This is a genomic window from Pseudomonas sp. 22526, from assembly GCF_052044735.1.
In the GTDB taxonomy this organism is placed as follows: Bacteria; Pseudomonadota; Gammaproteobacteria; order Pseudomonadales; family Pseudomonadaceae; genus Aquipseudomonas; species Aquipseudomonas piscium.
The window spans coordinates 98,526-119,368 of the sequence record NZ_JBQENK010000008.1 but is presented as its reverse complement, the minus strand read 5'-3'; the positions used below and the strand labels follow the sequence as shown (position 1 = coordinate 119,368).

Sequence of the window (20,843 nt, the reverse complement as noted above, 5' to 3'; positions counted from 1 at the left end):
CCCGATGCATAACCCCTGCGCCGTGATCCCGGTCTACAACCATGAAGCCGCCGTGCCGGCGGTGGTCGAGGCCCTGCTCGCCAGCGGCCTGCCCTGTGTGCTGGTGGACGACGCCAGCAGCCCGGCCTGCGCCGCCGTGCTGGAGCAGCTGGCCGAGCGCGAACAGGTGTTCCTGGTCAAGCTCGCGGTCAACCAGGGCAAGGGCGGCGCGGTCATGGCCGGGCTGCGCGAAGCCTCGCGCCAAGGCTTCAGCCACGCCCTGCAAGTGGATGCCGACGGCCAGCACGACCTGCGCGATGTGGATAACTTTATCGCCACCTCCCGCACCCACCCCGAAGCACTGGTCTGCGGTTATCCACAGTACGACGCCAGCGTGCCCAAGGGCCGCTTTTACGCTCGCTACCTGACCCACGTCTGGGTCTGGATCAATACCCTGTCGTTGCAGATTCCCGACTCCATGTGCGGCTTCCGGGTCTACCCCCTGCCGCCAGTCCTGGCGCTGATCGACTCGGTGAAGGTCGGCCAGCGCATGGACTTCGACACCGATATTCTGGTGCGCCTGTCCTGGCGCAACCAGCCGATGCGCTGGTTGCCGACCAAGGTCCGTTACCCGGTGGATGGCCTGTCGCACTTTCGCCTGTTCCACGACAACCTGCTGATCTCCAGCATGCACGCCCGGCTGTTCTTCGGCATGTTGCTGCGCGCGCCGCTGATCCTCTGGCGACGGTGGCAAGCATGACGGCGCTACCAGACAAGCAGGACAAGCAGGACAAGCAACACTGGGCCGAGCACAAAGAGCGCGGCAGCTTCTGGCTGATGAAACTCACCGCCTTCGGCGTGCGTGTGCTCGGGCGCCGGGTGTTGAGCCCGGTGCTGTACATCATCGTTTTCTATTTTTTCCTGTTCGGCCGCGGCGCCCGCCGCAGCGCCTGGTTGTACCAGCAGCGCCTGGCCGATTGGAGCGGCAAGGCCGAGCTGCGCCCCAGCCACTGGCGGGTCTTCGGCCAGTTCATGGCGTTCGCCGACTCCCTGCTGGACAAGCTCGACGTGTGGAACGGCAAGCTGCGCCTGGAACAGATCGAGATCGTCGACCCGGCCCGGCTGCGCGACCAGTTGCGTGGCGCCCGTGGACAGATGCTGGTGGGTGCGCACCTGGGCAACCTCGAAGTCTGCCGCGCCCTGGCCGAGCTGGGCGAGAAGGTCACCATGAACGTGCTGGTGCACACCAAGCACGCCGAACGTTTCAATCGCCTGCTGGGCGAGGCCGGGGCCACCAACCTGCGGCTGATCCAGGTCAGCGAGCTGGATCCGGCGGTCATGCTGCAACTGAGCCAGCGCCTGGATCGCGGCGAGTGGCTGGCGATTGCCGGCGACCGCGTGCCGCTGCATGGCGGGCGCAACGTGCGGGTGGACTTCCTCGGCCATCCGGCGCCCTTTCCCCAGGGGCCGTGGCTGCTGGCGGGCCTGCTGAAATGCCCGGTCAACCTGCTGCTGTGCCTGAAAAACAACGGCCGCTATCGAGTGTTCCTCGAACCCTTCACCGAGGCCGTGGCGTGGAAGCGCAGCGACCGCGAACAGGTCATCGCCCAGTGGACTGCCCGCTACGCCGAGCGCCTGGGCCAGTACTGCCTCGAAGCGCCCCAACAATGGTTCAACTTTTACCCTTTCTGGAAGACCGATGACGACGCATCCGCTTGAGCCGGTAACCTTCGGCGAACTCCCTTTGCGCATCGAAGACGTGCTGGCCCTGGCCAACCGTCAGGCGCCGACCCGACTGCAGGACGACAGCGCATTCCGTCAGCGCATCGCCAAGGGCGCGCAATTCCTCGATTCGCTGCTGGACAAGGAAGGCGTGATCTACGGCGTGACCACCGGCTATGGCGACTCCTGCGTGGTCGCGGTGCCGCTGCAGCACGTCGAGGCGCTGCCCCGTCATCTGTACACCTTCCACGGCTGCGGCCTGGGCAAGCTGCTGGACGCGCAAGCCACCCGCGCGGTGCTGGCGGCGCGCTTGCAGTCGCTGTGCCATGGCGTGTCCGGGGTGCGCGTGGAGCTGCTGGAGCGCCTGCAGGCGTTCCTCGAACACGACATCCTGCCGCTGATCCCCGAAGAAGGTTCGGTGGGCGCCAGTGGCGACCTGACGCCGCTGTCCTACGTGGCCGCGACCCTGTCCGGCGAGCGTGAAGTGATGTTCCGCGGCGAGCGCCGGACCTCGGCCGAGGTGCACCGCGAGCTGGGCTGGGAACCGCTGGTACTGCGACCGAAAGAAGCCCTGGCGCTGATGAACGGCACCGCGGTGATGACCGGCCTGGCCTGCCTGGCCTTCGCCCGCGCCGACTACCTGCTGCAACTGGCCACGCGCATCACCGCGCTGAACGTGGTCGCCTTGCAGGGCAACCCGGAGCACTTCGACGAGCGCCTGTTCGCCGCCAAGCCGCACCCGGGGCAGATGCAGGTTGCCGCCTGGCTGCGCCAGGACCTGGCCATCGACGCACCGACCGCGCCGCTGCACCGCCTGCAGGACCGCTACTCGCTGCGTTGTGCGCCCCACGTGCTGGGCGTGCTGGCCGACAGCCTGGGCTGGCTGCGCGGCTTCATCGAAACCGAGCTGAACAGCGCCAACGACAACCCGATCATCGATGCCGAAGCCGAACGCGTGCTGCACGGCGGGCATTTCTACGGCGGGCACATCGCCTTCGCCATGGACAGCCTGAAGAACCTGGTGGCCAACGTCGCCGACCTGCTGGACCGCCAGCTCGCGCTGCTGGTGGACGAGCGTTACAACCACGGCCTGCCGAGCAACCTGTCCGGCGCCCCGGCGGACCGCGCCATGATCAACCACGGCTTCAAGGCGGTGCAGATCGGCACCAGCGCCTGGACCGCCGAAGCCCTGAAAAACACCATGCCGGCCAGCGTGTTCTCGCGCTCCACCGAATGCCACAACCAGGACAAGGTGAGCATGGGCACCATCGCCGCCCGCGATGCAATCCGCGTGCTGGAGCTGACCGAACAGGTCGCCGCCGCCACCCTGCTGGCCGCCAATCAAGGCGTCTGGCTGCGCGGCCAGGCCGAGGATGCACGGCCATTGCCGCCGGCCCTGGCCGCCATGCACCAAGAGCTGGCCAAGGACTTCCCGCCGGTGATCGAGGACCGCGCCCTGGAAGGCGAACTGCGCCTGTGCCTGCAACGCATTGCCGAGCAACACTGGAGGCTGCATGCGTAGTAAGGGCGTGCTGCACGCGGACACCGAGATCCAGGTGCCGTTTTTCGACGTCGACACCATGCACGTGGTCTGGCACGGGCATTACGTGAAATACCTGGAAGTGGCCCGCTGCGCCCTGCTCGACAAGCTCGGCCACAACTACAACCAGATGCGCGAGTCCGGCTACGCCTGGCCGGTGATCGACCTGCAACTGCGCTATGTGCGCGGCGCGGTATTCGGGCAGAAGCTCAATGTCCGCGCCAGCCTGGTGGAGTGGGAAAACCGCCTGAAGATCAACTACCTGATCAGCGACCTGGAAACCGGCGAACGCCTGACCCGCGCCAGCTCGGTGCAGGTGGCGGTGGAAATCGCCAGCCGCGAGATGCAGCTGGCCTCGCCCAAGGTGTTCACCGACGCCGTCGAGAGGCTTCTGCCATGACCCGACCGCTTCCTGTAGGAGCGAGCTTGCTCGCGAAAATCGTCAACGATTGCGCGGGCTACCTGACACGTCACGGCGCTCTGCGGTTTTTCGCGAGCAAGCTCGCTCCTACAGTGTTCGTGCTGCTGGGCATTCCAGGCTTGGCCAATGCCTTCGACCTGCAACAGCTCAGCGACCAGTTGGCCAAACCCGAGGTGATCCACGGCAGCTTCGTCCAGGAGAAACACCTGCGCGCCCTGCCCCAGCCGCTGACCAGCAAGGGCAGTTTCGTCCTGGCGAAGAACCATGGCCTGCTGTGGCTGCTGAAAACACCGCTGCAACAGGACTACCGCATCACCGGCAAAGGCATCGCCCGCCGGGATGGCAGCGGCTGGCAAATGCTGCCGAACAAGAGCGCCGGGGCCGAACAGAACCGCCTGTTCCTCGCCGTGCTGCAAGGCGACAGCAGTGGCCTGCAACGGGACTTCGAGCTGGCCCTGAGCGGCGACGCCAAGGCCTGGAAACTGACCCTGACCCCGCGTTCGCTGCTGCTCAAGCAGGTGTTCAACCAGATCAACATCGACGGCGGCGAGCTGGTGCAGCGTATCGAGCTGCTGGAAACCCAGGGCGACAGCACCCTGCTGAAGATGCATGACAGCATCAGCAACCAGCCCTTGAGCGACGCGGAGCAACATGACTTTGCCGAGTGAACGCTGGTGGCCGCGCCTGTTCCTGCTCCTGCTAGTGGCCGTGCTGGCCCTGGCCGGCTGGCAATGGCGCCATGGCGCGCCGCTGTCGGCCAACCTCATGGAGCTGGTGCCAGGCACCGACCCCGATGCCCTGGAGCTCAAGGCCGAGCAGCGCATGCAGGAGCCTCTGAACCGCGAAATGCTGGTGCTGGTGGGCCACGCCGAGCGCCAGCAGGCCATCGCCATGGCACAGCGCCTGGGTGAGCAATGGCAGGCCAGCGGGCTGTTCGAGAAGGTCCAGTGGAACCTGCAGGCCGACCTGCCGGCGTTGCGCAGGCAATTGCTGCAAGGACGCCTGGCGATGCTTTCTGCCGCCGACCGCCAGCAACTGATCGAGCACCCTGACGCCTTTATCCAGCAGCGCGTACAGGCGCTGTTCGACCCCTTCAGCGGTTTCAGCCTGGTGCCGAGCCAGGACGACTGGCTGGGCCTGACCGGGCGCATCCAGAACAGCCAGCCGCAACGTGGCGCGGTGCAACTGGACATCGGCAGCGGCACCCTGATCGCCGATGCCGACGGCAAGAGCTGGGTGCTGCTGCGGGCGCGCACCACCGGCAACGCCTTCGACATGCAGCTACCGCTGCAGGTAGCGGCCTTGCTCCAGCACAGCCGCGAACAGGCCGCCCAGGCCGACGTCCAGCTGCTGGCCGCCAGCGGCCTGCTCTACGCCGCCAACGGCCAGCAGCAGGCCTCCCGCGAGATCACCTGGGTTGGCGGCGGCGCCACTGTCGGCATCCTCTTGCTGCTGTTGCTGGCCTTCCGTCGCTGGCGAGTGTTGCTGGCGTTCGTGCCAGTGCTGGTGGGCATGCTGTTCGGCGCGGTGGCCTGCGTGGCCTTCTTCGGCCACATGCACGTGATGACCCTGGTGCTGGGTTCGAGCCTGATCGGCGTCGCCGTCGACTACCCGCTGCACTACCTGTCCAAAAGCTGGAGCCTGCGCCCCTGGCACAGCTGGCCGGCCCTGCGCCTGACCCTGCCGGGACTGAGCCTGAGCCTGGCCACCAGTTGCATCGGCTACCTGGCATTGGCCTGGACACCCTTCCCGGCCCTGACCCAGATCGCCGTGTTCTCCGCCGCCGGGTTGCTGGGTGCTTACCTGAGCGCGGTGTGCCTGCTGCCGTCGCTGCTGCGCGGCGTCGAGCTGCAACCGGCGCAATGGCCGCTGCGTGTCGCCGAGTGGCTGCTGAACCTGCGCACCCAGTTGCTCAAACGCGTGTCCAGCTCCTGGCTGCTGGCGCTGGTGATCGCCTTCTGCGCCGGTGGCCTGTGGCAGCTCGACAGCAAAAACGATATCCGCCAGTGGATCGGCGCGCCGCCGCAACTGCTCAACGAAGCCCAGACCATCGCGCGGATCACCGGCTACCAGCCCACCAGCCAGTTCTTCCTGGTGCGCGGCGCCGATCAGCAACAACTGCTCGAACGCCTCGGCGCCCTGAGCGAGCGCCTGGAGCAACTGGTCAACCTGGAGAAACTCCAGGGCTACCTGTCGCTCAATCAGCTGGTAAGCCTGCCCAGCGAGCAACAGCGCCTGCGCCAGGCCCTGGACGCGCTGCCGCGGCACTGGCAGCCGCTGCTGGATCTCGGAGTCCCGGTCACGGCCCTGAACGCGGAACTCGCGCAATTGCGGGCACTGCCCGACGAAGACATCGACAGCGCCCTGCAAGGCCCGCTGGCCGAGCCTTACCGCACCCTATGGCTGGGCCCCACCGACAACGGCGTGGCGGCCATGGTCAGCCTGCAGGGGCTGAACAACCCACAGCTGCTGCGGATCCAGGCGCAGGATCTGCCGGGGGTGCAACTGGTGGACCGCCTGGGCGATCTGAACCAGGTGTTCGCCGCCACCCAGATCAGCGCCGCCGAGCTCAAGCTCGCGTCCTGCGTGCTGATCGTCTTGCTGCTGATCCTGCCGTTCGGCCTCGGCGGCGCCCTGCGCCTCGTCGCCCTGCCGCTGCTGGCGGCCCTGTGCAGCCTCGCCAGCCTGGGCTGGCTGGGGCAGCCGCTGACCCTGTTCAGCCTGTTCGGCCTGTTGCTGGTGACCGCCATCAGCGTCGACTACGCCATCCTCATGCGTGAACAGGTCGGCGGGGCCGCCGTGAGCCTGCTCGGCACCTTGCTTGCAGCGGTGACCACCTGGCTGTCGTTCGGCCTGCTGGCGATTTCCAGCACCCCGGCGGTCAGCAACTTCGGCCTGTCGGTGAGCCTGGGCCTGGCCTTCAGTTTTATCCTGGCGCCCTGGGCCGGTCGCCAGCGCCATCGCCAGCCCGTTACGGAGCCCGTCCTGTGATGGTTGCCCTGTTCTGGCTCATGGCGCTGCTGCTGTTCGCGCTCGCCACCCGCATCGGCAGCCGTTTCGGCCTGATCCCGATCGTCAGCCAGTTGCTGCTGGCGACCTTCGGCCTGCCGCTGCTGATGCTGTTCTGGATCGAACCGCACTGGCAGTTGAGTGGCGTCCAGCTGGTCTCACCGGTCTGGCTGAAGAACCTGTACGGCTTGAGTTTCGCCCTGCTGCTGGGGCACATCCTCAGCGACGTGATCGACCTGCGCCTGGACCGCCAGAGCCTGAAGATCGCCCTGCCGAGCTTCGCCATTCCCTTCGCCTGCGGCCTAGCTACCGCAGTCTGGCTGTTGCCGGCGCAACCCTGGCTGAGTTCCCTGGCGGTCGGTTTGCTGTTCGCCATTACCGCAATCCCGGTGCTGTACCTCTACCTGCGGCACATCGACTACCCGCCGCCGGCCACCCGGCGCCTGGTGCAGACCGCGATCCTCATCGACCTCGGCTGCTGGACCCTGTTCGGCGTCGCCCAGGGCAGCCTGCACCTGAGCAGCCTGCTGCTGCCGCTGGCCGGAGCCTGCCTGCCGCTGCTCCTGCGCGGTTTCGGCCTGCGCCAGCCGCTGTTGCATAGCCTGGGCTTCTTCGGCCTGCTGGTGGTGGCCGAACACTACAAGCTCAACGCGCTGATTTTCGGCATCGGCTACCTGCTGTGCATGACCGCCCTCAAGGTGCCGCTGGTGCTGCCGTTAAAGGCAGCCTGGATGAGCCGTTTGCAGACCTTTATCGCCATCCCGCTGATCCTCACGTTCGGCATCGTGCAGATCAATGTGCACAGCGCCATGGACAGCCTCGGCTGGGTGCAGTTGGGGGCCTTGCTGCTGTTGCCGATTGCCAGCAAGTTGCTCGGCAACTGGCTCGGCCTGGGCTGGGCCGGCGCCTCCTTCAAGGGTGCCAGCCGCTGGCGGGAAAGCCTGCTGTTGAACATTCGCGGGCTGAGCGAGATCGTCTTTCTCAACCTGCTGCTGCAACAACAGCTGATCAGCCCGGCGCTGTACTTCGCGCTGATGCTCATGGGCCTGATCGCCACCCTGATGCCGGCCCTGGCCGGGCTGCACCGAACACCTTTGGTCCCTTCGAACCTGAACATCGCCGAACCGGCAAGGAGCCCCAGTGCCAACAGTTGAAATGGAACGCCGCCGGATTGTGGTGATCGGCGCTGGCCCGTCGGGCGCCATCGCCGCCGCGCTGCTCAAGGGCAAAGGCCACGACGTGCTGATCGTCGAGCGCCAGCATTTCCCACGGTTTTCGATCGGTGAAAGCCTGCTGTCCCACTGCCTGGACTTCGTCGAAGAGGCCGGCATGCTCGAGGCGGTCAAGGCTGCGGGCTTCCAGTTGAAGAACGGCGCCGCGTTCGCCTGGGGCGAGCGTTACAGCGCCTTCGATTTCGGCGACACCTTCAGCGAGGGCAAGCCCACCACCTTTCAGGTGCAACGCGCCGACTTCGACAAGCTGCTGGCCGATCAGGCCGCCCTGCAAGGGGTTGAAGTGCGTTATGGCGAAGCCATCGTCAGCGCCGACTTCAGCCTGGCCAGGCCGCAGTTGCAGGTGCTGCGCGAAGACGGCAGCGAGTACCGCGTGGAGGCCGACTTCGTCCTCGACGCCAGCGGCTACGGCCGCGTGCTGCCACGCCTGCTGGACCTGGAGGCGCCCTCGAACTTCCCGGTCCGCCAGGCGGTGTTCACCCATATCGAAGACCATATCGACAGCCCGGCTTTCGAGCGGGAAAAGATCCTCATCACCACTCACCCGAGCAAACGCGATGTGTGGTTCTGGACCATCCCGTTCAGCAACGGGCGCTGCTCGATCGGCGTGGTCGCGGCCAAGGAGCACTTCGACGGCCGTGACGACGACCTGGACCAATGCCTGCGCGGTTTCATCGAGGAAACCCCAAGCCTGGCCAAGGTCCTGCACAACGCCGTCTGGGACACCCCGGCGCGGGCCATCGGCGGCTACTCGGCCAACGTCAAGACTTTGCACGGCCCGGGCTTCGCGCTGCTGGGCAACGCCGCGGAATTCCTCGACCCGGTGTTCTCCTCCGGCGTGACCATCGCCATGCGTTCGGCGAGCATGGCCGCCGCCGTGCTGCATCGGCAGTTGCAGGGCGAAAGCGTGGATTGGGAAACAGAATTCGCCATCCCCCTCAAGCGCGGCGTCGACACCTTCCGCTGCTACGTCGAAGGCTGGTACGCCGGCACCTTCCAGGACGTGATCTACCACCCGGGCAGCTCGCCGGAGATTCGCCGGATGATCAGTTCGATCCTCGCCGGTTATGCCTGGGACGAACGCAACCCGTTCGTCAGCGAACCCAAGCGCCGGCTGCGCATGCTTTCGGAAATCTGCGCCATGGAGGCTCCATGAACGACGCCCAGCCACAATACTTGAGCGCCAGCTACGTCGAGGAAACCCGCTTCGGTTTCTGGTTCCTGCGCAGCCATACCTGGCAGCACCATGTGCTGCGGGTGGCGATCAACGACCTGCGCCGCCTGTTCGACAAGGAACCGCCGGCCAACCCGGTGCTGCTGGATGCCGGCTGCGGCCAGGGCAAGTCGTTCCAGTACCTGCGCCAGGTGTTCGCCCCGCAGCGCCTGATCGGCCTGGACGCCGACCCGCACAGCCTCAGGCTCAGCAGTGAAGAGGCGGCGCGCCAGGGCCTGCAGGTCGAGCTGATCGGCAGCGACTGCGCGACCCTAAACGTGGCCGATGCCAGCGTCGACCTGCTGTTCTGCCACCAGACCTTCCACCACCTGGTGGAACAGGAAAAAGCCCTGGCCGAGTTCTATCGCGTGCTCAAGCCGGGCGGTTACCTGCTGTTCGCCGAATCCACCGAGGCCTACATCGACACCTGGGTGATCCGCTGGCTGTTCCGCCACCCGATGCATGTGCAGAAAAGCGCGGCGCAGTACCTGGAAATGATCCGACGACAGGGTTTTGAATTTACCCCGCGCAATGTGTCTTATCCCTATCTGTGGTGGAGCCGGGCCAAGGATTTCGGGCTGCTCGAACGCTTCGGCCTGCGCCGCCCGAAACCCTTTGGCCAACGGGAAGAAACCCTGGTCAATGTGGTCGCCCGCAAACCCTTGCCCGAAGGTGCCGCCGGATGATCCGTGCCCTGCTCGTCGGCTGCCTGCTGTTGCTGAGCGCCTGCGCCAGCCAGCCGCCGCTGCCCGAGAAAACCCCGAGCCTGGCCCTGCCGCTGCAACTGCATATCGAGCGGCAACAGGCCGGGCAACGCCAGGACTGGCTGCTGGTGATCCAGGCCGAAGGGCCGGGCATCCGCTGGTCGCTGCTCGACCCGCTGGGCATTCCCCTGGCGCGCCAGCAACTGATCGAGGGTCGCTGGCAGGCCGATGGCCTGCTGCCGCCGAACACGGAGGCCCGCGAACTGTTCGCCGCACTGCTGTTTGCCCTCACGCCCGCGGGCGAACTGCGAGATAATTATCCAGCCGCCCGGCAGCACGGCGCGCAGCGTGATCTCGCCCCGCACTGGCAGGTCCGCTATCGCCAGGCCCTGGATTTCCGCCTGGAGCTGCCCCAGGGCTTGTACTACCACATCAGCCCGCTGACCGCCGAGAACGCCTCATGACGGCCTACCTGAATGCCCTCGGGGTGATCTGTGCCCTTGGGCGCGACAAGCAGCAAGTGGCCCGCAGCCTGTTTGCCGGCGACTGCTCCGGCATGCGCGCCGCAGCCGGCTGGGTGCCGGAGCGCAGCGTGCCGGTGGCCGCCGTCCAGGGGCCGCTGGCGAGCATTCCAGCGGAGCTGGGGCAGCAGAGCAGCCGCAACAACCAGCTGCTGCTGGAGGCCGCCCTGCAGATCCGTGGCGACATCGACCAGGCCATCGTCCGCTACGGCCACAGCCGCATCGGCATCGTCCTCGGCACCAGCACCTCGGGCATCGACGAAGCCAGCCGCGGCATCGCCCATTACCTGCGCGACCGGCACTTCCCGGCCGACTACGACTACCGACAGCAAGAACTGGCCGCGCCGGCGAACTTTCTCGCCGACTGGCTCGACCTCAGTGGCCCGGCCTATGTGATTTCCACCGCCTGCACCTCCAGCGCCCGGGCGCTGATGAGCGCCCGCCGCCTGCTCGACCTGGGCCTGTGCGACGCGGTGCTGTGCGGCGGCGTCGACAGCCTGTGCAAGCTGACCCTCAACGGTTTCTCGGCCCTGGAAGCGGTTTCCGCGCAGCGCTGCAATCCGTTCTCGGTCAACCGCGATGGCATCAACATCGGCGAAGCCGCCGTGCTGTTCCTGATGAGCAAGGAAACCCTCGGCGCGCAACCGATCGCCTTGCTCGGCGGCGGCGCCAGCTCCGACGCGCACCATATTTCCGCCCCCGAACCCAGCGGGCGCGGCGCCCTGCAAGCCATGCAGAAGGCCTTGCACAACGCCGGCCTGCAAGCCGAGCAGATCGGTTACCTGAACCTGCATGGCACGGCCACCCAGCACAACGACGCCATGGAAAGCCTGGCGGTCAACCAGTTGTTCCCGGCCGGCGTGCCCTGCTCGTCGACCAAACCCATGAGCGGCCACACCCTGGGCGCCGCCGGTGCCCTGGAAGCGGCGTTCTGCTGGTTGAGCCTGTCCGCCGCGAACAGCGCGCACGCCCTGCCGCCCCATGTCTGGGACGCCCAGGCCGACCCGCAACTGCCGCCGCTGCATTGGGTCACCGCCACCACACGTCTGGAGCAGAACGCTCCGCGCTGCCTGATGAGCAACTCCTTTGCCTTCGGCGGCAATAACGTCAGCCTGATTATCGGAGACGCCCCATGATTGACTGGCCGCTCGCCGAACTGCTGCCCCACGCGGGCGACATGATCCTGATCGATCAGGTCCTGGGGTTCGATGAAGAGCAGATCCACACCCGCCTCACTGTCCGCCCCGGCGGCCTGTTCAACCGTGCCGACGGCAGCCTGCCGGCCTGGGTCGGCATCGAGCTGATGGCCCAGAGCGTCGCCGCCTACGCCGGTTGCCATGCGCGCCAGAAAGGCCAGGCCGTCGAGCTGGGGTTCCTGCTCGGCACACGCAAGTTCGAATGCAACGTGGAGCATTTCCCGGTCGGCAGCGAACTGCAGATTCACGCCTTGCGCTCCCTGCAAGACGACAACGGCATGGGCGTATTCGAATGCCACCTGAGTGCCCCCGGCATCCAGGCCGTCGCCCGCCTCAACGTGTTCTGTCCGCCACAGGCGGACAGCTACCTGAACGAATCACCCGCTTTATCAACAGGAGTCCAGCCATGACTGAATCCATATTGGTCACCGGCTCCAGCCGTGGTATCGGCCGCGCCATCGCCCTGCGCCTGGCCCAGGGCGGCTATGACCTGATCCTGCATTGCCGCAGTGGCCGCAGCGAAGCCGAGGCCGTGCAGGCCGAAGTCGAGGCCCTGGGGCGCCAGGCGCGCATCCTGCAATTCGATGTGACTGACCGCGCCAGCTGCAAGGCCGTTCTCGAAGCCGACGTGGAAGCCCACGGCGCCTACTACGGCGTGGTGCTCAACGCCGGCCTGACCCGCGACGGCGCCTTCCCGGCCCTGAGCGAAGACGACTGGGACACCGTGCTGCGCACCAACCTCGACGGTTTCTACAACGTGCTGCACCCGGTGATGATGCCGATGATCCGACGCCGCGCCGCCGGGCGTATCGTCTGCATCGCCTCGGTGTCCGGGCAGGTCGGCAACCGCGGCCAGGTCAACTACAGCGCTTCCAAGGCCGGCCTGATCGGCGCCGCCAAGGCCCTGGCCATCGAGCTGGGCAAACGCAAGATCACCGTCAACTGCGTGGCGCCAGGCCTGATCGACACCGCCATGCTCGACGAGAACGTGCCGGTGGACGAGCTGCTGAAGATGATCCCGGCCCAGCGCATGGGCACCCCGGAAGAAGTCGCCGGCGCGGTGAACTTCCTGATGTCCGCCGAGGCCGCCTACATCACCCGCCAGGTGCTGGCGGTCAACGGAGGCCTGGTCTGATGAAACGTGTGGTCGTCACCGGCATGGCCGGCATCACTTCGCTGGGCAGCGACTGGGACACCATCGCCGCCAACTTCAGCGCCAACCGCAGCGGCATTCGCCGGATGGACGAGTGGGATCGCTTCAGCGAACTCAATACCCGCCTGGCCGGCCCCGTGGACGACTTCAAGGTGCCGGAGCACTGGACCCGCAAGCAGCTGCGCAGCATGGGCCGGGTGTCGCGGCTCGCCGTGGGCGCTGCCGAGCAAGCCCTGGCCGATGCCGGCCTGCTGGGTGACGAATCGATCAAGGACGGGCGCATGGGCGTGGCCTGTGGCTCGTCCACCGGCAGCACCGACGAGATCAAGGCGTTCGGCAACATGTTGCTGAACTCGGTCGCCGAAGGCCTCAACGCCAACTCCTACGTGCGCATGATGCCGCACACCACCGCGGCCAATATCAGCATCTTCTTCGGCCTCACCGGCCGGCTGATCCCGACGTCCAGCGCCTGCACCAGCGGCAGCCAGGGCATCGGCTACGCCTACGAGGCGATCAAGTTCGGCCGCCTGCCGCTGATGCTCGCCGGCGGTGCCGAAGAGCTGTGCCCGACCGAAGCCATGGTGTTCGACGCGCTCTACGCCACCAGCCTGAAAAACGATGCCCCGCACACCAGCCCGCGGCCCTACGACAGCGACCGCGACGGCCTGGTGATCGGCGAGGGCGGCGGCATGCTGGTGCTCGAAGAGCTGGAACACGCACTGGCCCGTGGCGCGCATATCCATGCCGAGATCGTCGGCTTCGGCAGCAACGCCGACGGCCAGCACACCACCCGTCCGGAGCAGGCCACCATGCGCCGGGCCATGGAGCTGGCCCTGGAAGACGCCGGCCTCGAGCCTTCGGCCATCGGCTACGTCAATGGCCACGGCACCGCTACAGAACAGGGCGACATTGCCGAAACACTGGCCACCAGCAGCCTGTTCGGCAGCCGGATGCCCATCAGTTCGCAGAAGAGTTTCCTCGGCCACACCCTGGGGGCCTGTGGCGCGCTGGAGTCCTGGTTCAGCATCGAGATGCTCAACCACGACCTCTACGTGCACACCCTCAACCTCGATACGGTGGACCCGCGTTGCGGCGAGCTGGATTACCTGCGTGGCGAGTTCCGGCAGATGAGCTGCGAGTACGTGATGAACAACAACTTTGCCTTTGGCGGCGTCAACACTTCGCTGATCTTCCGCCGCTGGCCTCAATGACGTTACCCCCTGGAGAAAATGGAATGCCCTCCCTGCTTCGCGCATGCCTGATCGTGCTGGCCCTGCTGACCTGCGTCTCGTGCACCAGCAAGCGCATGTACACCCCGGACCGGGTCCTGCCCGCCACCATCAAGGCCGACCATGAGGAAATGAAACAGGCGATCCTGAAAAACCTGGTCGCCCGCAAATGGACCGTGCAGCGCATCAGCCCGGAGCTGATCCAGGCCGAGATCACCGTGCGCGAGCAATACCACGTGGAAATCGACATCCAGTACACGCCGACCCACTACAAGATCCTCTACCGCGACAGCCGTGGCATGAGCTACGCGGACGGCAAGATCCACAAGAACTACATCCGCTGGGTGCGCCTGCTGGACAAGGGCATCCTGCGCGAGCTGAAGGACAACCAGAACGAACGGACCGCGCAACAGCTGTCCAGCTCGGCCCAGGCGATTGCCGCGCCTAATTGAGCGCCAGCCGCCGCCCGCTTTCTACGTCAAGGAGACCACCATGCAATTGAAGACCCTGGCCGCTGCCGCCACCCTGCTGCTCTGCACCCTGCCCGGCGTCAGCCAGGCCCGTGATACCGCGCTGTACCTGCCGTTCGACAAGGTGGTCGCCGAAGCCATCAGCACCGGCAAGATCGACGGCAGCGTGAAGTTCTACCTGGCCGGCAACAAGCCGGCCGGCAAGGTCACGGTGGTCAGCGCGGGCGCGGTCACCAACAAGAAGACCAACGCCTTCAACAAGAGCGACGAAGTGGCCTGCGAATGGGCCCTGCAATCGGCGCTGATCACCCTGCACCAGGCCGCCAAGAAAGTCGGCGCCAATGCCGTGACCGACATCGCCAGCTTCTACAAGAGCAACGAGCGCAAGGACGCGAAAACCTACGAATGCCATGCAGGCGCGCTCATCGCCGGTGTGGCGCTGCGCGGCGATCTGGCGAAGGTGCAGTAAGGCGCCTGCCGGCGAGATCGGCATGACCTGATCCACGGTTTCCGTCCCCCGGAAACGACAAAGGGCGCCTTTCGGCGCCCTTTCACAAACAGGCTGGCTTGTCATCGCGCTCTGCCTGTCTGGCTCTGCGATGGCTGGTTGCCCAGGATCCTCAGAGTCTCACAAGTCCCTTTCGGGTACGCACGCAGTGTCGCTCGAAGCCTGCCGTCCGGCAACCGTGGCCAATTGCCCTTTCCTCGAAAAGGGTCGACTTCAGATCCCCAAAGCCTTGCGTACAGCGGCTTTGACGGCAGCGAACTCTTCGTCCGTAAGTTGCAAGACTTCGTAAACTCGTCGGCCATGACGGTCTTTGCGCCTGATCCGATCGAGTCGCGGCAAGCCGACCGTGGCAAGCATGTCGCATTTTGCCCAGCAGACCGTTACAGCTCCGCCTTGCGGGTCAGCAGTTCGACAAAGGCCTTGGCCATTGGCGAGCGCTGATCGGTGCGCTGCGCCAGCCACACCGCCGAGACCGCTTCGGGGTCGAGCAGCGGTCGATAGACCACGCCGTCGATGCGCATGCGCTGGTAGGACGCCGGCAACACCGAGACACCCAGCCCCGCCGCCACCAGGCCGATGATGGTCATGGCCTCGCCTGCCTCCTGGGCAAAATGCGGGGTGAAACCGACATCCCGGGCCAGGGTCAGCAGCTGCGCATACAGGCCGCTGCCGTAGCTGCGCGGGAAGAACACGAAGGGCTCATGGGCCAGGGCCGACAACGCCAGGCCGGCTTCGCTGCCGGCCACCAGCGGGTGCTTGGAACCGAGCACCGCTACCAGCGGTTCACGCAGCAACTCCACCACGCTCAGGGAATCCGGCAGCGGCAACGGCCGCATGATGCCGACCTGGATCGACTCGTCCAGCAGCGCCTCGGCCACCTGGGTGCTGCTCATTTCCCGCAGCTTCAGGTGCACGTCGGGAAAACGCTGGCGAAAGGCAAAGATCGCCTGGGGAATGCTCGAATTGAAGGGTGCCGACGAGGTGAAGCCGATTTTCAGTTCGCCCAGTTCCCCCCGTTGCGCCCGCCGGGCCACATCCGCGGCCTTGTCGACCTGGGCCAGCACCTGTCGTGCCTCGTCGAGGAACAGCCTGCCGGCCTCGCTGAGCTCGACCCGACGATTGGTACGCTCGAACAGCCGCGCACCCACCTCCTGCTCCAGCACCTGGATCTGCTGGCTCAAGGGCGGCTGGGAGATGCCCAGGGCCTGGGCGGCGCGGCCGAAATGCAGCTCTTCGGCCACCGCGATGAAGTAACGCAGATGACGCAATTCCATGAACGCCTCATTAGGTCGTAAAACATATCAATCAGGTCGAACAATATATTGGAAAGAAACATTAGCCAGCTATATGCTTTTTTCCATTGCCTGACCGGCTGCGCTCCCCCCGAGGTCCCCCGTGAAAACCGCTGTCGCTCCACTCGCCCACGAACTCCCTCCCACCGCCCTCGATGAGGTCGTCGCGCAACTGAACGAGGTCTACATCGAAAAAGGCACGCCGATGTTCATGCGCACGGTGCTGGCGCTGTTCTCCGGCGGTTTCGCCACCTTCGCCCTGCTCTACTGCGTGCAACCGATGATGCCGCTGCTGTCCCGGGAATTTTCCATCAACGCCGCGCAGAGCAGCCTGATCCTCTCGGTCGCCACCGGCCTGCTGGCCATCGGTCTGCTGGTCACCGGGCCGATTTCCGACCGCATCGGCCGCAAGCCGGTGATGGTGACCGCCCTGTTCGCCGCCGCGCTGTGCACCATCGCCAGCGCCCTGATGCCGAGCTGGCACGGCGTGCTGCTGATGCGCGCGCTGGTGGGGCTGTCCCTGAGCGGCCTGGCGGCGGTGGCGATGACCTACCTGAGCGAGGAGATCCATCCGCAGCACATCGGCCTGGCCATGGGCCTGTACATCGGCGGCAACGCCATTGGCGGCATGAGCGGCCGCCTGATCACCGGGGTGCTGATCGACTTCGTCAGCTGGCACACGGCGATGTTGGTGATAGGTGGCCTGGCGCTGATCGCCGCGGCGGTGTTCTGGAAAATCCTCCCCGAATCGCGCAATTTCCGCGCCCGCTCGCTGCACCCACGCAGCCTGCTGGACGGCTTCACCATGCACTTTCGCGATGCCGGCCTGCCGCTGCTGTTCCTCGAAGCCTTCGTGCTGATGGGCGCGTTCGTCACGCTGTTCAACTACATCGGCTATCGCCTGCTGGCCGAGCCGTATCACATGGATCAGGCCTTCGTCGGCCTGCTGTCGGTGGTGTACCTGTCGGGGATCTACAGCTCGGCGAAAATCGGCGCCCTGGCCGACCGCCTCGGCCGCCGCAAAATGCTCTGGGCCACCATTTCGCTGATGCTCGCCGGCCTCGCCCTGACCATGCTCAGCTCGTTGCCGGTGGTGATCATCGGCATGCTGATCTTCACGTTCGGCTTCTTCGGCGCCCACTCGGTCGCCAGCAGCTGGATCGGCCGGCGCGCCCTCAAGGCCAAGGGCCAGGCCTCATCGCTGTATCTGTTCAGCTATTACGCCGGGTCGAGCATCGCCGGGACGGCGGGCGGGGTGTTCTGGCACATGGCCGGGTGGAACGGCATCGGCCTGTTTATCAGCGCCCTGCTGGTGGTGGCGCTGCTGGTGGCGTTGAAGCTGGCCAAGCTGCCGCCGCTGGCCACTCAGTAGTTGCTAAACCAACATGCCGGCGACCAGCCCCCGCGATCCATATGCGGGGTCCGGTCGCCGGCATGGGCGATAGCTGTCGATCGGCTTACTTGACGATTTCCACCAGGTCGACGTCGATCTCGCGCTTCATCAGCCCCTTCTCGACCTCACCGGTCAGCCTGACCTGAGTCTTCTCGTTGAATGCCACCGGCGGCAGGTCTTCGTCGTCGATCTCGACGGTGATGGTGCCGCTGGCATCCTTGAATTCGTACTTGTCGTCGTTGTTCAGCTTCTTGATCACATGGCCCTGCAGCACCACCGGCGTATCGTCCGAGGCGTCGTTGGCCGCCGCGACGGTGGTGACGGCCTGGGCGCCAGGACCGGTGTAGCCGACAGCCAGGGCGGCGGTGCTGAACAGCGGAGCGAGCAACAGAACGAGGTAACGGGTTTTCATGGCAGTGATCCAATGTGGGTTTCGATAGCGCCAGATTAACCAGTCAGGCTGAATTGAAACTTAATCCGCCAGGCCGTATCCCAGGCGCAAAAAAAAGCCCGGCGAATGCCGGGCCTGATTATCGGGTCGCGATCACTGGTGATACTGCGCCGACAGTTCGTGCACCGCGCGCAGGAAGGCGCCAGCGTGTTCCGGGTCGACTTCCGGGGTGATGCCGTGGCCGAGGTTGAACACATGGCCGCTGCCCTTGCCGTAGCTGGCGAGAATACGCCCGACTTCGGCACGGATCGCTTCCGGCTTGGCGTAGAGCACGGTCGGGTCCATGTTGCCTTGCAGCGCGACCTTGTTGCCGACCCGTTGGCGCGCCTCGCCGAGGTCGCAGGTCCAGTCCAGGCCCAGGGCGTCGGCACCGGCGTCGGCAATGCTTTCCAGCCACAGGCCGCCGTTCTTGGTGAACAGGATTACCGGCACCTTGCGCCCTTCGTGCTCGCGGATCAGCCCGCTGACGATCTTGCGCATGTAGGCCAGGGAGAACTCCTGGTAGGCCGCCGCCGACAGGTTGCCGCCCCAGGTGTCGAAGATCTGCACCGCTTGCGCGCCGGCCTTGATCTGGCCGTTGAGGTAGCTGGTGACCGACTGCGCCAGCTTGTCCAGCAGCAGGTGCATGGCTTGCGGGTTGTCGTAGAGCATCGCCTTGGTCTTGCGGAAGTCCTTCGAGGAGCCGCCTTCGACCATGTAGGTGGCCAGGGTCCAGGGGCTGCCGGAGAAGCCGATCAGCGGCACACGACCGTTGAGTTCGCGGCGGATGGTGCTGACCGCGTCCATCACGTAGCCCAGGTCCTTGTGCGGATCCGGGATCGGCAGGGCCTCGATGTCGGCCAGGGTGCTGACGACCTTCTTGAAACGCGGGCCTTCGCCGGTTTCGAAGTACAGGCCCTGGCCCATGGCGTCGGGGATGGTCAGGATGTCGGAGAAAAGGATGGCCGCATCCAGCTGTGGATAACGGTCCAGCGGTTGCAGGGTGACTTCGCAGGCGAACTCCGGGTTCATGCACAGGCTCATGAAGTCACCGGCGTTGGCACGGCTGGCGCGGTATTCAGGCAGGTAGCGCCCAGCCTGACGCATCATCCACACCGGGGTGACGTCTACGGGTTGCTTGAGCAGGGCACGAAGGAAACGGTCGTTCTTCAGGGCAGTCATGTCGGCATCCGGAAAAAAAGTGCGGGCATTTTCTCAGAGCGCGACGCAAAAGGCACGGCGAGAGCCGTGCCTTTTGTCTATCGGGTCAATTTGTCGCGCCACAACCCTCGAAACACAAGGGCTATAGCGGACCTGTAGGAGCGAAGCTTGCTCGCGATAGCGGTGNCCATGTTGCCTGACACACCTTGATCGCGAGCAAGCTTCGCTCCTACAAAGGCGGCAAGAATCAGACGCCCAGGTAGTCGAGGATACCTTCGGCGGCGTTGCGGCCTTCGAAGATCGCCGTCACCACCAAGTCGGAACCGCGCACCATGTCGCCACCGGCGAAAATCTTCGGGTTGCTGGTCTGGTGCTTGTACTGGCCTTGCTCCGGCGCCACGACGCGGCCCTGGCTGTCGGTCTGGATGCTGAACTGCTCGAACCACGGCGCCGGGCTCGGGCGGAAACCGAAGGCGATGACCACGGCGTCGGCCGGGATGACCTCTTCGGAACCCGGGATCGGCTCGGGGCTGCGACGGCCACGGGCATCCGGCTCGCCGAGACGGGTCTCGACCACCTTCACGCCTTCGACCTTGTCTTCGCCGACGATGGCGATCGGCTGGCGGTTGTAGAGGAACTTCACGCCTTCTTCCTTGGCGTTCTTCACCTCTTTGCGCGAGCCCGGCATGTTCGCCTCGTCACGACGATAAGCGCAGGTCACCGCCTTGGCGCCCTGGCGGATCGACGTGCGGTTGCAGTCCATCGCCGTGTCGCCGCCACCTAGGACCACCACCTTCTTGCCCTTCATGTCGACGAAATCTTCCGGCGACTTTTCAAAGCCCAGGTTGCGGTTGACGTTGGCGATCAGGAAGTCCAGCGCGTCGTGCACGCCCGGCAGGTCCTCACCGGCAAAACCACCCTTCATGTAGGTGTAGGTGCCCATGCCCATGAACACGGCATCGTATTCTTCAAGCAGTTGCTCCATGGTCACGTCCTTGCCCACCTCGGTGTTGAGGCGGAACTCGATGCCCATGCCGCTGAAGACTTCGCGACGATTGCTCAGCACGGTCTTTTCCAGCTTGAACTCGGGGATACCGAAGGTCAGCAGGCCGCCGATTTCCGGGTTCTTGTCGAACACCACCGGGGTCACGCCACCGCGAACCAGCACATCGGCGCAGCCCAGGCCCGCCGGGCCCGCGCCGATCACCGCGACACGCTTGCCGGTCGGCTTGACCTTGGACATGTCCGGACGCCAGCCCATGGCGAAGGCGGTGTCGGTGATGTACTTCTCCACCGAACCGATGGTCACCGCGCCGAAGCCGTCGTTGAGGGTGCAGGCACCCTCGCACAGACGGTCCTGCGGGCACACCCGGCCGCAGACTTCCGGCAGGGTGTTGGTCTGGTGCGACAGCTCGGCAGCGGCGAGGATGTTGCCCTCGGCCACCAGCTTGAGCCAGTTGGGAATGAAGTTGTGCACCGGGCACTTCCATTCGCAGTACGGGTTACCGCAACCCAGGCAGCGGTGGGCCTGGTCGGCCGACTGCTGGGGTTTGAAGGGTTCGTAGATTTCCACGAACTCTTTCTTGCGTTGACGCAACAGTTTCTTCTTCGGATCCTTGCGCCCGACCTCGATGAACTGGAAGTCATTATTCAGACGTTCAGCCATAGTT

The 20,843-nt window shown here is 65.6% G+C and carries 21 protein-coding genes; 17 read left to right on the top strand and 4 right to left on the bottom strand.

All coding sequences use genetic code 11. The annotated features are described in order from the left end of the window. The first annotated feature begins 4 nt into the window (after window positions 1-4). From ACTJKT_RS14150 to ACTJKT_RS14075, 16 genes are read left to right on the top strand one after another with little or no spacing between them, the layout of a single operon-like run. On the top strand, window positions 5-739 hold the full coding sequence (locus tag ACTJKT_RS14150; protein WP_097305898.1) for a glycosyltransferase family 2 protein: 735 nt from the start codon (window positions 5-7) through the stop codon (window positions 737-739). Then, on the top strand, window positions 736-1,698 hold the full coding sequence (locus ACTJKT_RS14145; protein ID WP_210475647.1) for an LpxL/LpxP family acyltransferase: 963 nt from the start codon (window positions 736-738) through the stop codon (window positions 1,696-1,698). The genes ACTJKT_RS14150 and ACTJKT_RS14145 overlap by 4 nt, the downstream gene beginning before the upstream one ends. Next, on the top strand, window positions 1,679-3,223 hold the full coding sequence (locus ACTJKT_RS14140) for an HAL/PAL/TAL family ammonia-lyase (RefSeq protein ID WP_226305446.1): 1,545 nt from the start codon (window positions 1,679-1,681) through the stop codon (window positions 3,221-3,223). The genes ACTJKT_RS14145 and ACTJKT_RS14140 overlap by 20 nt, the downstream gene beginning before the upstream one ends. Next, window positions 3,216-3,641, top strand: coding sequence for an acyl-CoA thioesterase (locus ACTJKT_RS14135; RefSeq protein WP_440787530.1), 426 nt, complete (start codon window positions 3,216-3,218; stop codon window positions 3,639-3,641). The genes ACTJKT_RS14140 and ACTJKT_RS14135 overlap by 8 nt, the downstream gene beginning before the upstream one ends. After that, window positions 3,638-4,330 (top strand): outer membrane lipoprotein carrier protein LolA, encoded by a 693-nt coding sequence (locus tag ACTJKT_RS14130; protein WP_440787529.1) that lies wholly within the window; start codon window positions 3,638-3,640, stop codon window positions 4,328-4,330. Before ACTJKT_RS14135 ends, ACTJKT_RS14130 begins: the two co-directional genes overlap by 4 nt. Beyond that, on the top strand, window positions 4,314-6,653 hold the full coding sequence (locus tag ACTJKT_RS14125; RefSeq protein ID WP_440787528.1) for an MMPL family transporter: 2,340 nt from the start codon (window positions 4,314-4,316) through the stop codon (window positions 6,651-6,653). The genes ACTJKT_RS14130 and ACTJKT_RS14125 overlap by 17 nt, the downstream gene beginning before the upstream one ends. Then, window positions 6,650-7,825 (top strand): sodium:proton antiporter, encoded by a 1,176-nt coding sequence (locus ACTJKT_RS14120; protein ID WP_440787527.1) that lies wholly within the window; start codon window positions 6,650-6,652, stop codon window positions 7,823-7,825. The genes ACTJKT_RS14125 and ACTJKT_RS14120 overlap by 4 nt, the downstream gene beginning before the upstream one ends. Further along, window positions 7,812-9,059: an NAD(P)/FAD-dependent oxidoreductase gene (locus ACTJKT_RS14115; protein ID WP_440787526.1), complete on the top strand. Its 1,248-nt coding sequence runs from the start codon at window positions 7,812-7,814 to the stop codon at window positions 9,057-9,059. Before ACTJKT_RS14120 ends, ACTJKT_RS14115 begins: the two co-directional genes overlap by 14 nt. Further along, a complete protein-coding gene (locus ACTJKT_RS14110) occupies window positions 9,056-9,802 on the top strand; it encodes a class I SAM-dependent methyltransferase (RefSeq protein WP_440787525.1) in 747 nt (248 codons plus the stop codon). Before ACTJKT_RS14115 ends, ACTJKT_RS14110 begins: the two co-directional genes overlap by 4 nt. After that, the gene (locus tag ACTJKT_RS14105; protein WP_440787524.1) at window positions 9,799-10,284 is read left to right on the top strand and encodes a hypothetical protein; all 486 of its coding nucleotides are present in this window, start codon (window positions 9,799-9,801) and stop codon (window positions 10,282-10,284) included. Before ACTJKT_RS14110 ends, ACTJKT_RS14105 begins: the two co-directional genes overlap by 4 nt. Further along, the gene (locus ACTJKT_RS14100) at window positions 10,281-11,477 is read left to right on the top strand and encodes a beta-ketoacyl-[acyl-carrier-protein] synthase family protein (RefSeq protein ID WP_440787523.1); all 1,197 of its coding nucleotides are present in this window, start codon (window positions 10,281-10,283) and stop codon (window positions 11,475-11,477) included. Before ACTJKT_RS14105 ends, ACTJKT_RS14100 begins: the two co-directional genes overlap by 4 nt. Next, window positions 11,474-11,947, top strand: a complete 474-nt coding sequence (locus tag ACTJKT_RS14095; RefSeq protein ID WP_440787522.1) for an ApeP family dehydratase — start codon at window positions 11,474-11,476, stop codon at window positions 11,945-11,947. Before ACTJKT_RS14100 ends, ACTJKT_RS14095 begins: the two co-directional genes overlap by 4 nt. Further along, window positions 11,944-12,672, top strand: coding sequence for a 3-oxoacyl-ACP reductase FabG (fabG, locus tag ACTJKT_RS14090; protein WP_038582689.1), 729 nt, complete (start codon window positions 11,944-11,946; stop codon window positions 12,670-12,672). Before ACTJKT_RS14095 ends, fabG begins: the two co-directional genes overlap by 4 nt. Beyond that, the gene (locus ACTJKT_RS14085) at window positions 12,672-13,901 is read left to right on the top strand and encodes a beta-ketoacyl-ACP synthase (protein ID WP_097305916.1); all 1,230 of its coding nucleotides are present in this window, start codon (window positions 12,672-12,674) and stop codon (window positions 13,899-13,901) included. The genes fabG and ACTJKT_RS14085 overlap by 1 nt, the downstream gene beginning before the upstream one ends. 23 nt (window positions 13,902-13,924) lie before the next feature. Then, the gene (locus tag ACTJKT_RS14080; RefSeq protein WP_025808173.1) at window positions 13,925-14,371 is read left to right on the top strand and encodes a hypothetical protein; all 447 of its coding nucleotides are present in this window, start codon (window positions 13,925-13,927) and stop codon (window positions 14,369-14,371) included. 40 nt (window positions 14,372-14,411) lie between these two features. Beyond that, window positions 14,412-14,858 carry an excinuclease gene (locus ACTJKT_RS14075; protein ID WP_440787521.1) on the top strand — a complete coding sequence of 149 codons (447 nt, stop codon included), beginning with the start codon at window positions 14,412-14,414 and terminating at the stop codon, window positions 14,856-14,858. A 419-nt stretch (window positions 14,859-15,277) separates the two neighbouring features. Here the strand turns inward: ACTJKT_RS14075 and ACTJKT_RS14070 are convergent, their stop codons facing one another. Further along, window positions 15,278-16,171 (bottom strand): LysR family transcriptional regulator, encoded by an 894-nt coding sequence (locus ACTJKT_RS14070; RefSeq protein ID WP_025808177.1) that lies wholly within the window; start codon window positions 16,169-16,171, stop codon window positions 15,278-15,280. A gap of 121 nt (window positions 16,172-16,292) precedes the next feature. Between ACTJKT_RS14070 and ACTJKT_RS14065 the strand changes: the two genes are divergently transcribed. After that, the gene (locus tag ACTJKT_RS14065; RefSeq protein ID WP_440787520.1) at window positions 16,293-17,561 is read left to right on the top strand and encodes an MFS transporter; all 1,269 of its coding nucleotides are present in this window, start codon (window positions 16,293-16,295) and stop codon (window positions 17,559-17,561) included. Window positions 17,562-17,646: 85 nt separating this feature from the next. Here the strand turns inward: ACTJKT_RS14065 and ACTJKT_RS14060 are convergent, their stop codons facing one another. The 3 genes from ACTJKT_RS14060 to ACTJKT_RS14050 form a co-directional block, all read right to left on the bottom strand. Continuing rightward, complete coding sequence (locus tag ACTJKT_RS14060; RefSeq protein ID WP_440787519.1) at window positions 17,647-17,994, bottom strand: YgiW/YdeI family stress tolerance OB fold protein; 348 nt, start codon at window positions 17,992-17,994, stop codon at window positions 17,647-17,649. Window positions 17,995-18,126: 132 nt separating this feature from the next. Continuing rightward, the gene (gene hemE, locus ACTJKT_RS14055) at window positions 18,127-19,194 is read right to left on the bottom strand and encodes a uroporphyrinogen decarboxylase (RefSeq protein ID WP_025808180.1); all 1,068 of its coding nucleotides are present in this window, start codon (window positions 19,192-19,194) and stop codon (window positions 18,127-18,129) included. Window positions 19,195-19,420: 226 nt separating this feature from the next. Then, a complete protein-coding gene (locus ACTJKT_RS14050) occupies window positions 19,421-20,839 on the bottom strand; it encodes an FAD-dependent oxidoreductase (RefSeq protein WP_007925837.1) in 1,419 nt (472 codons plus the stop codon). Window positions 20,840-20,843: the final 4 nt, after the last annotated feature.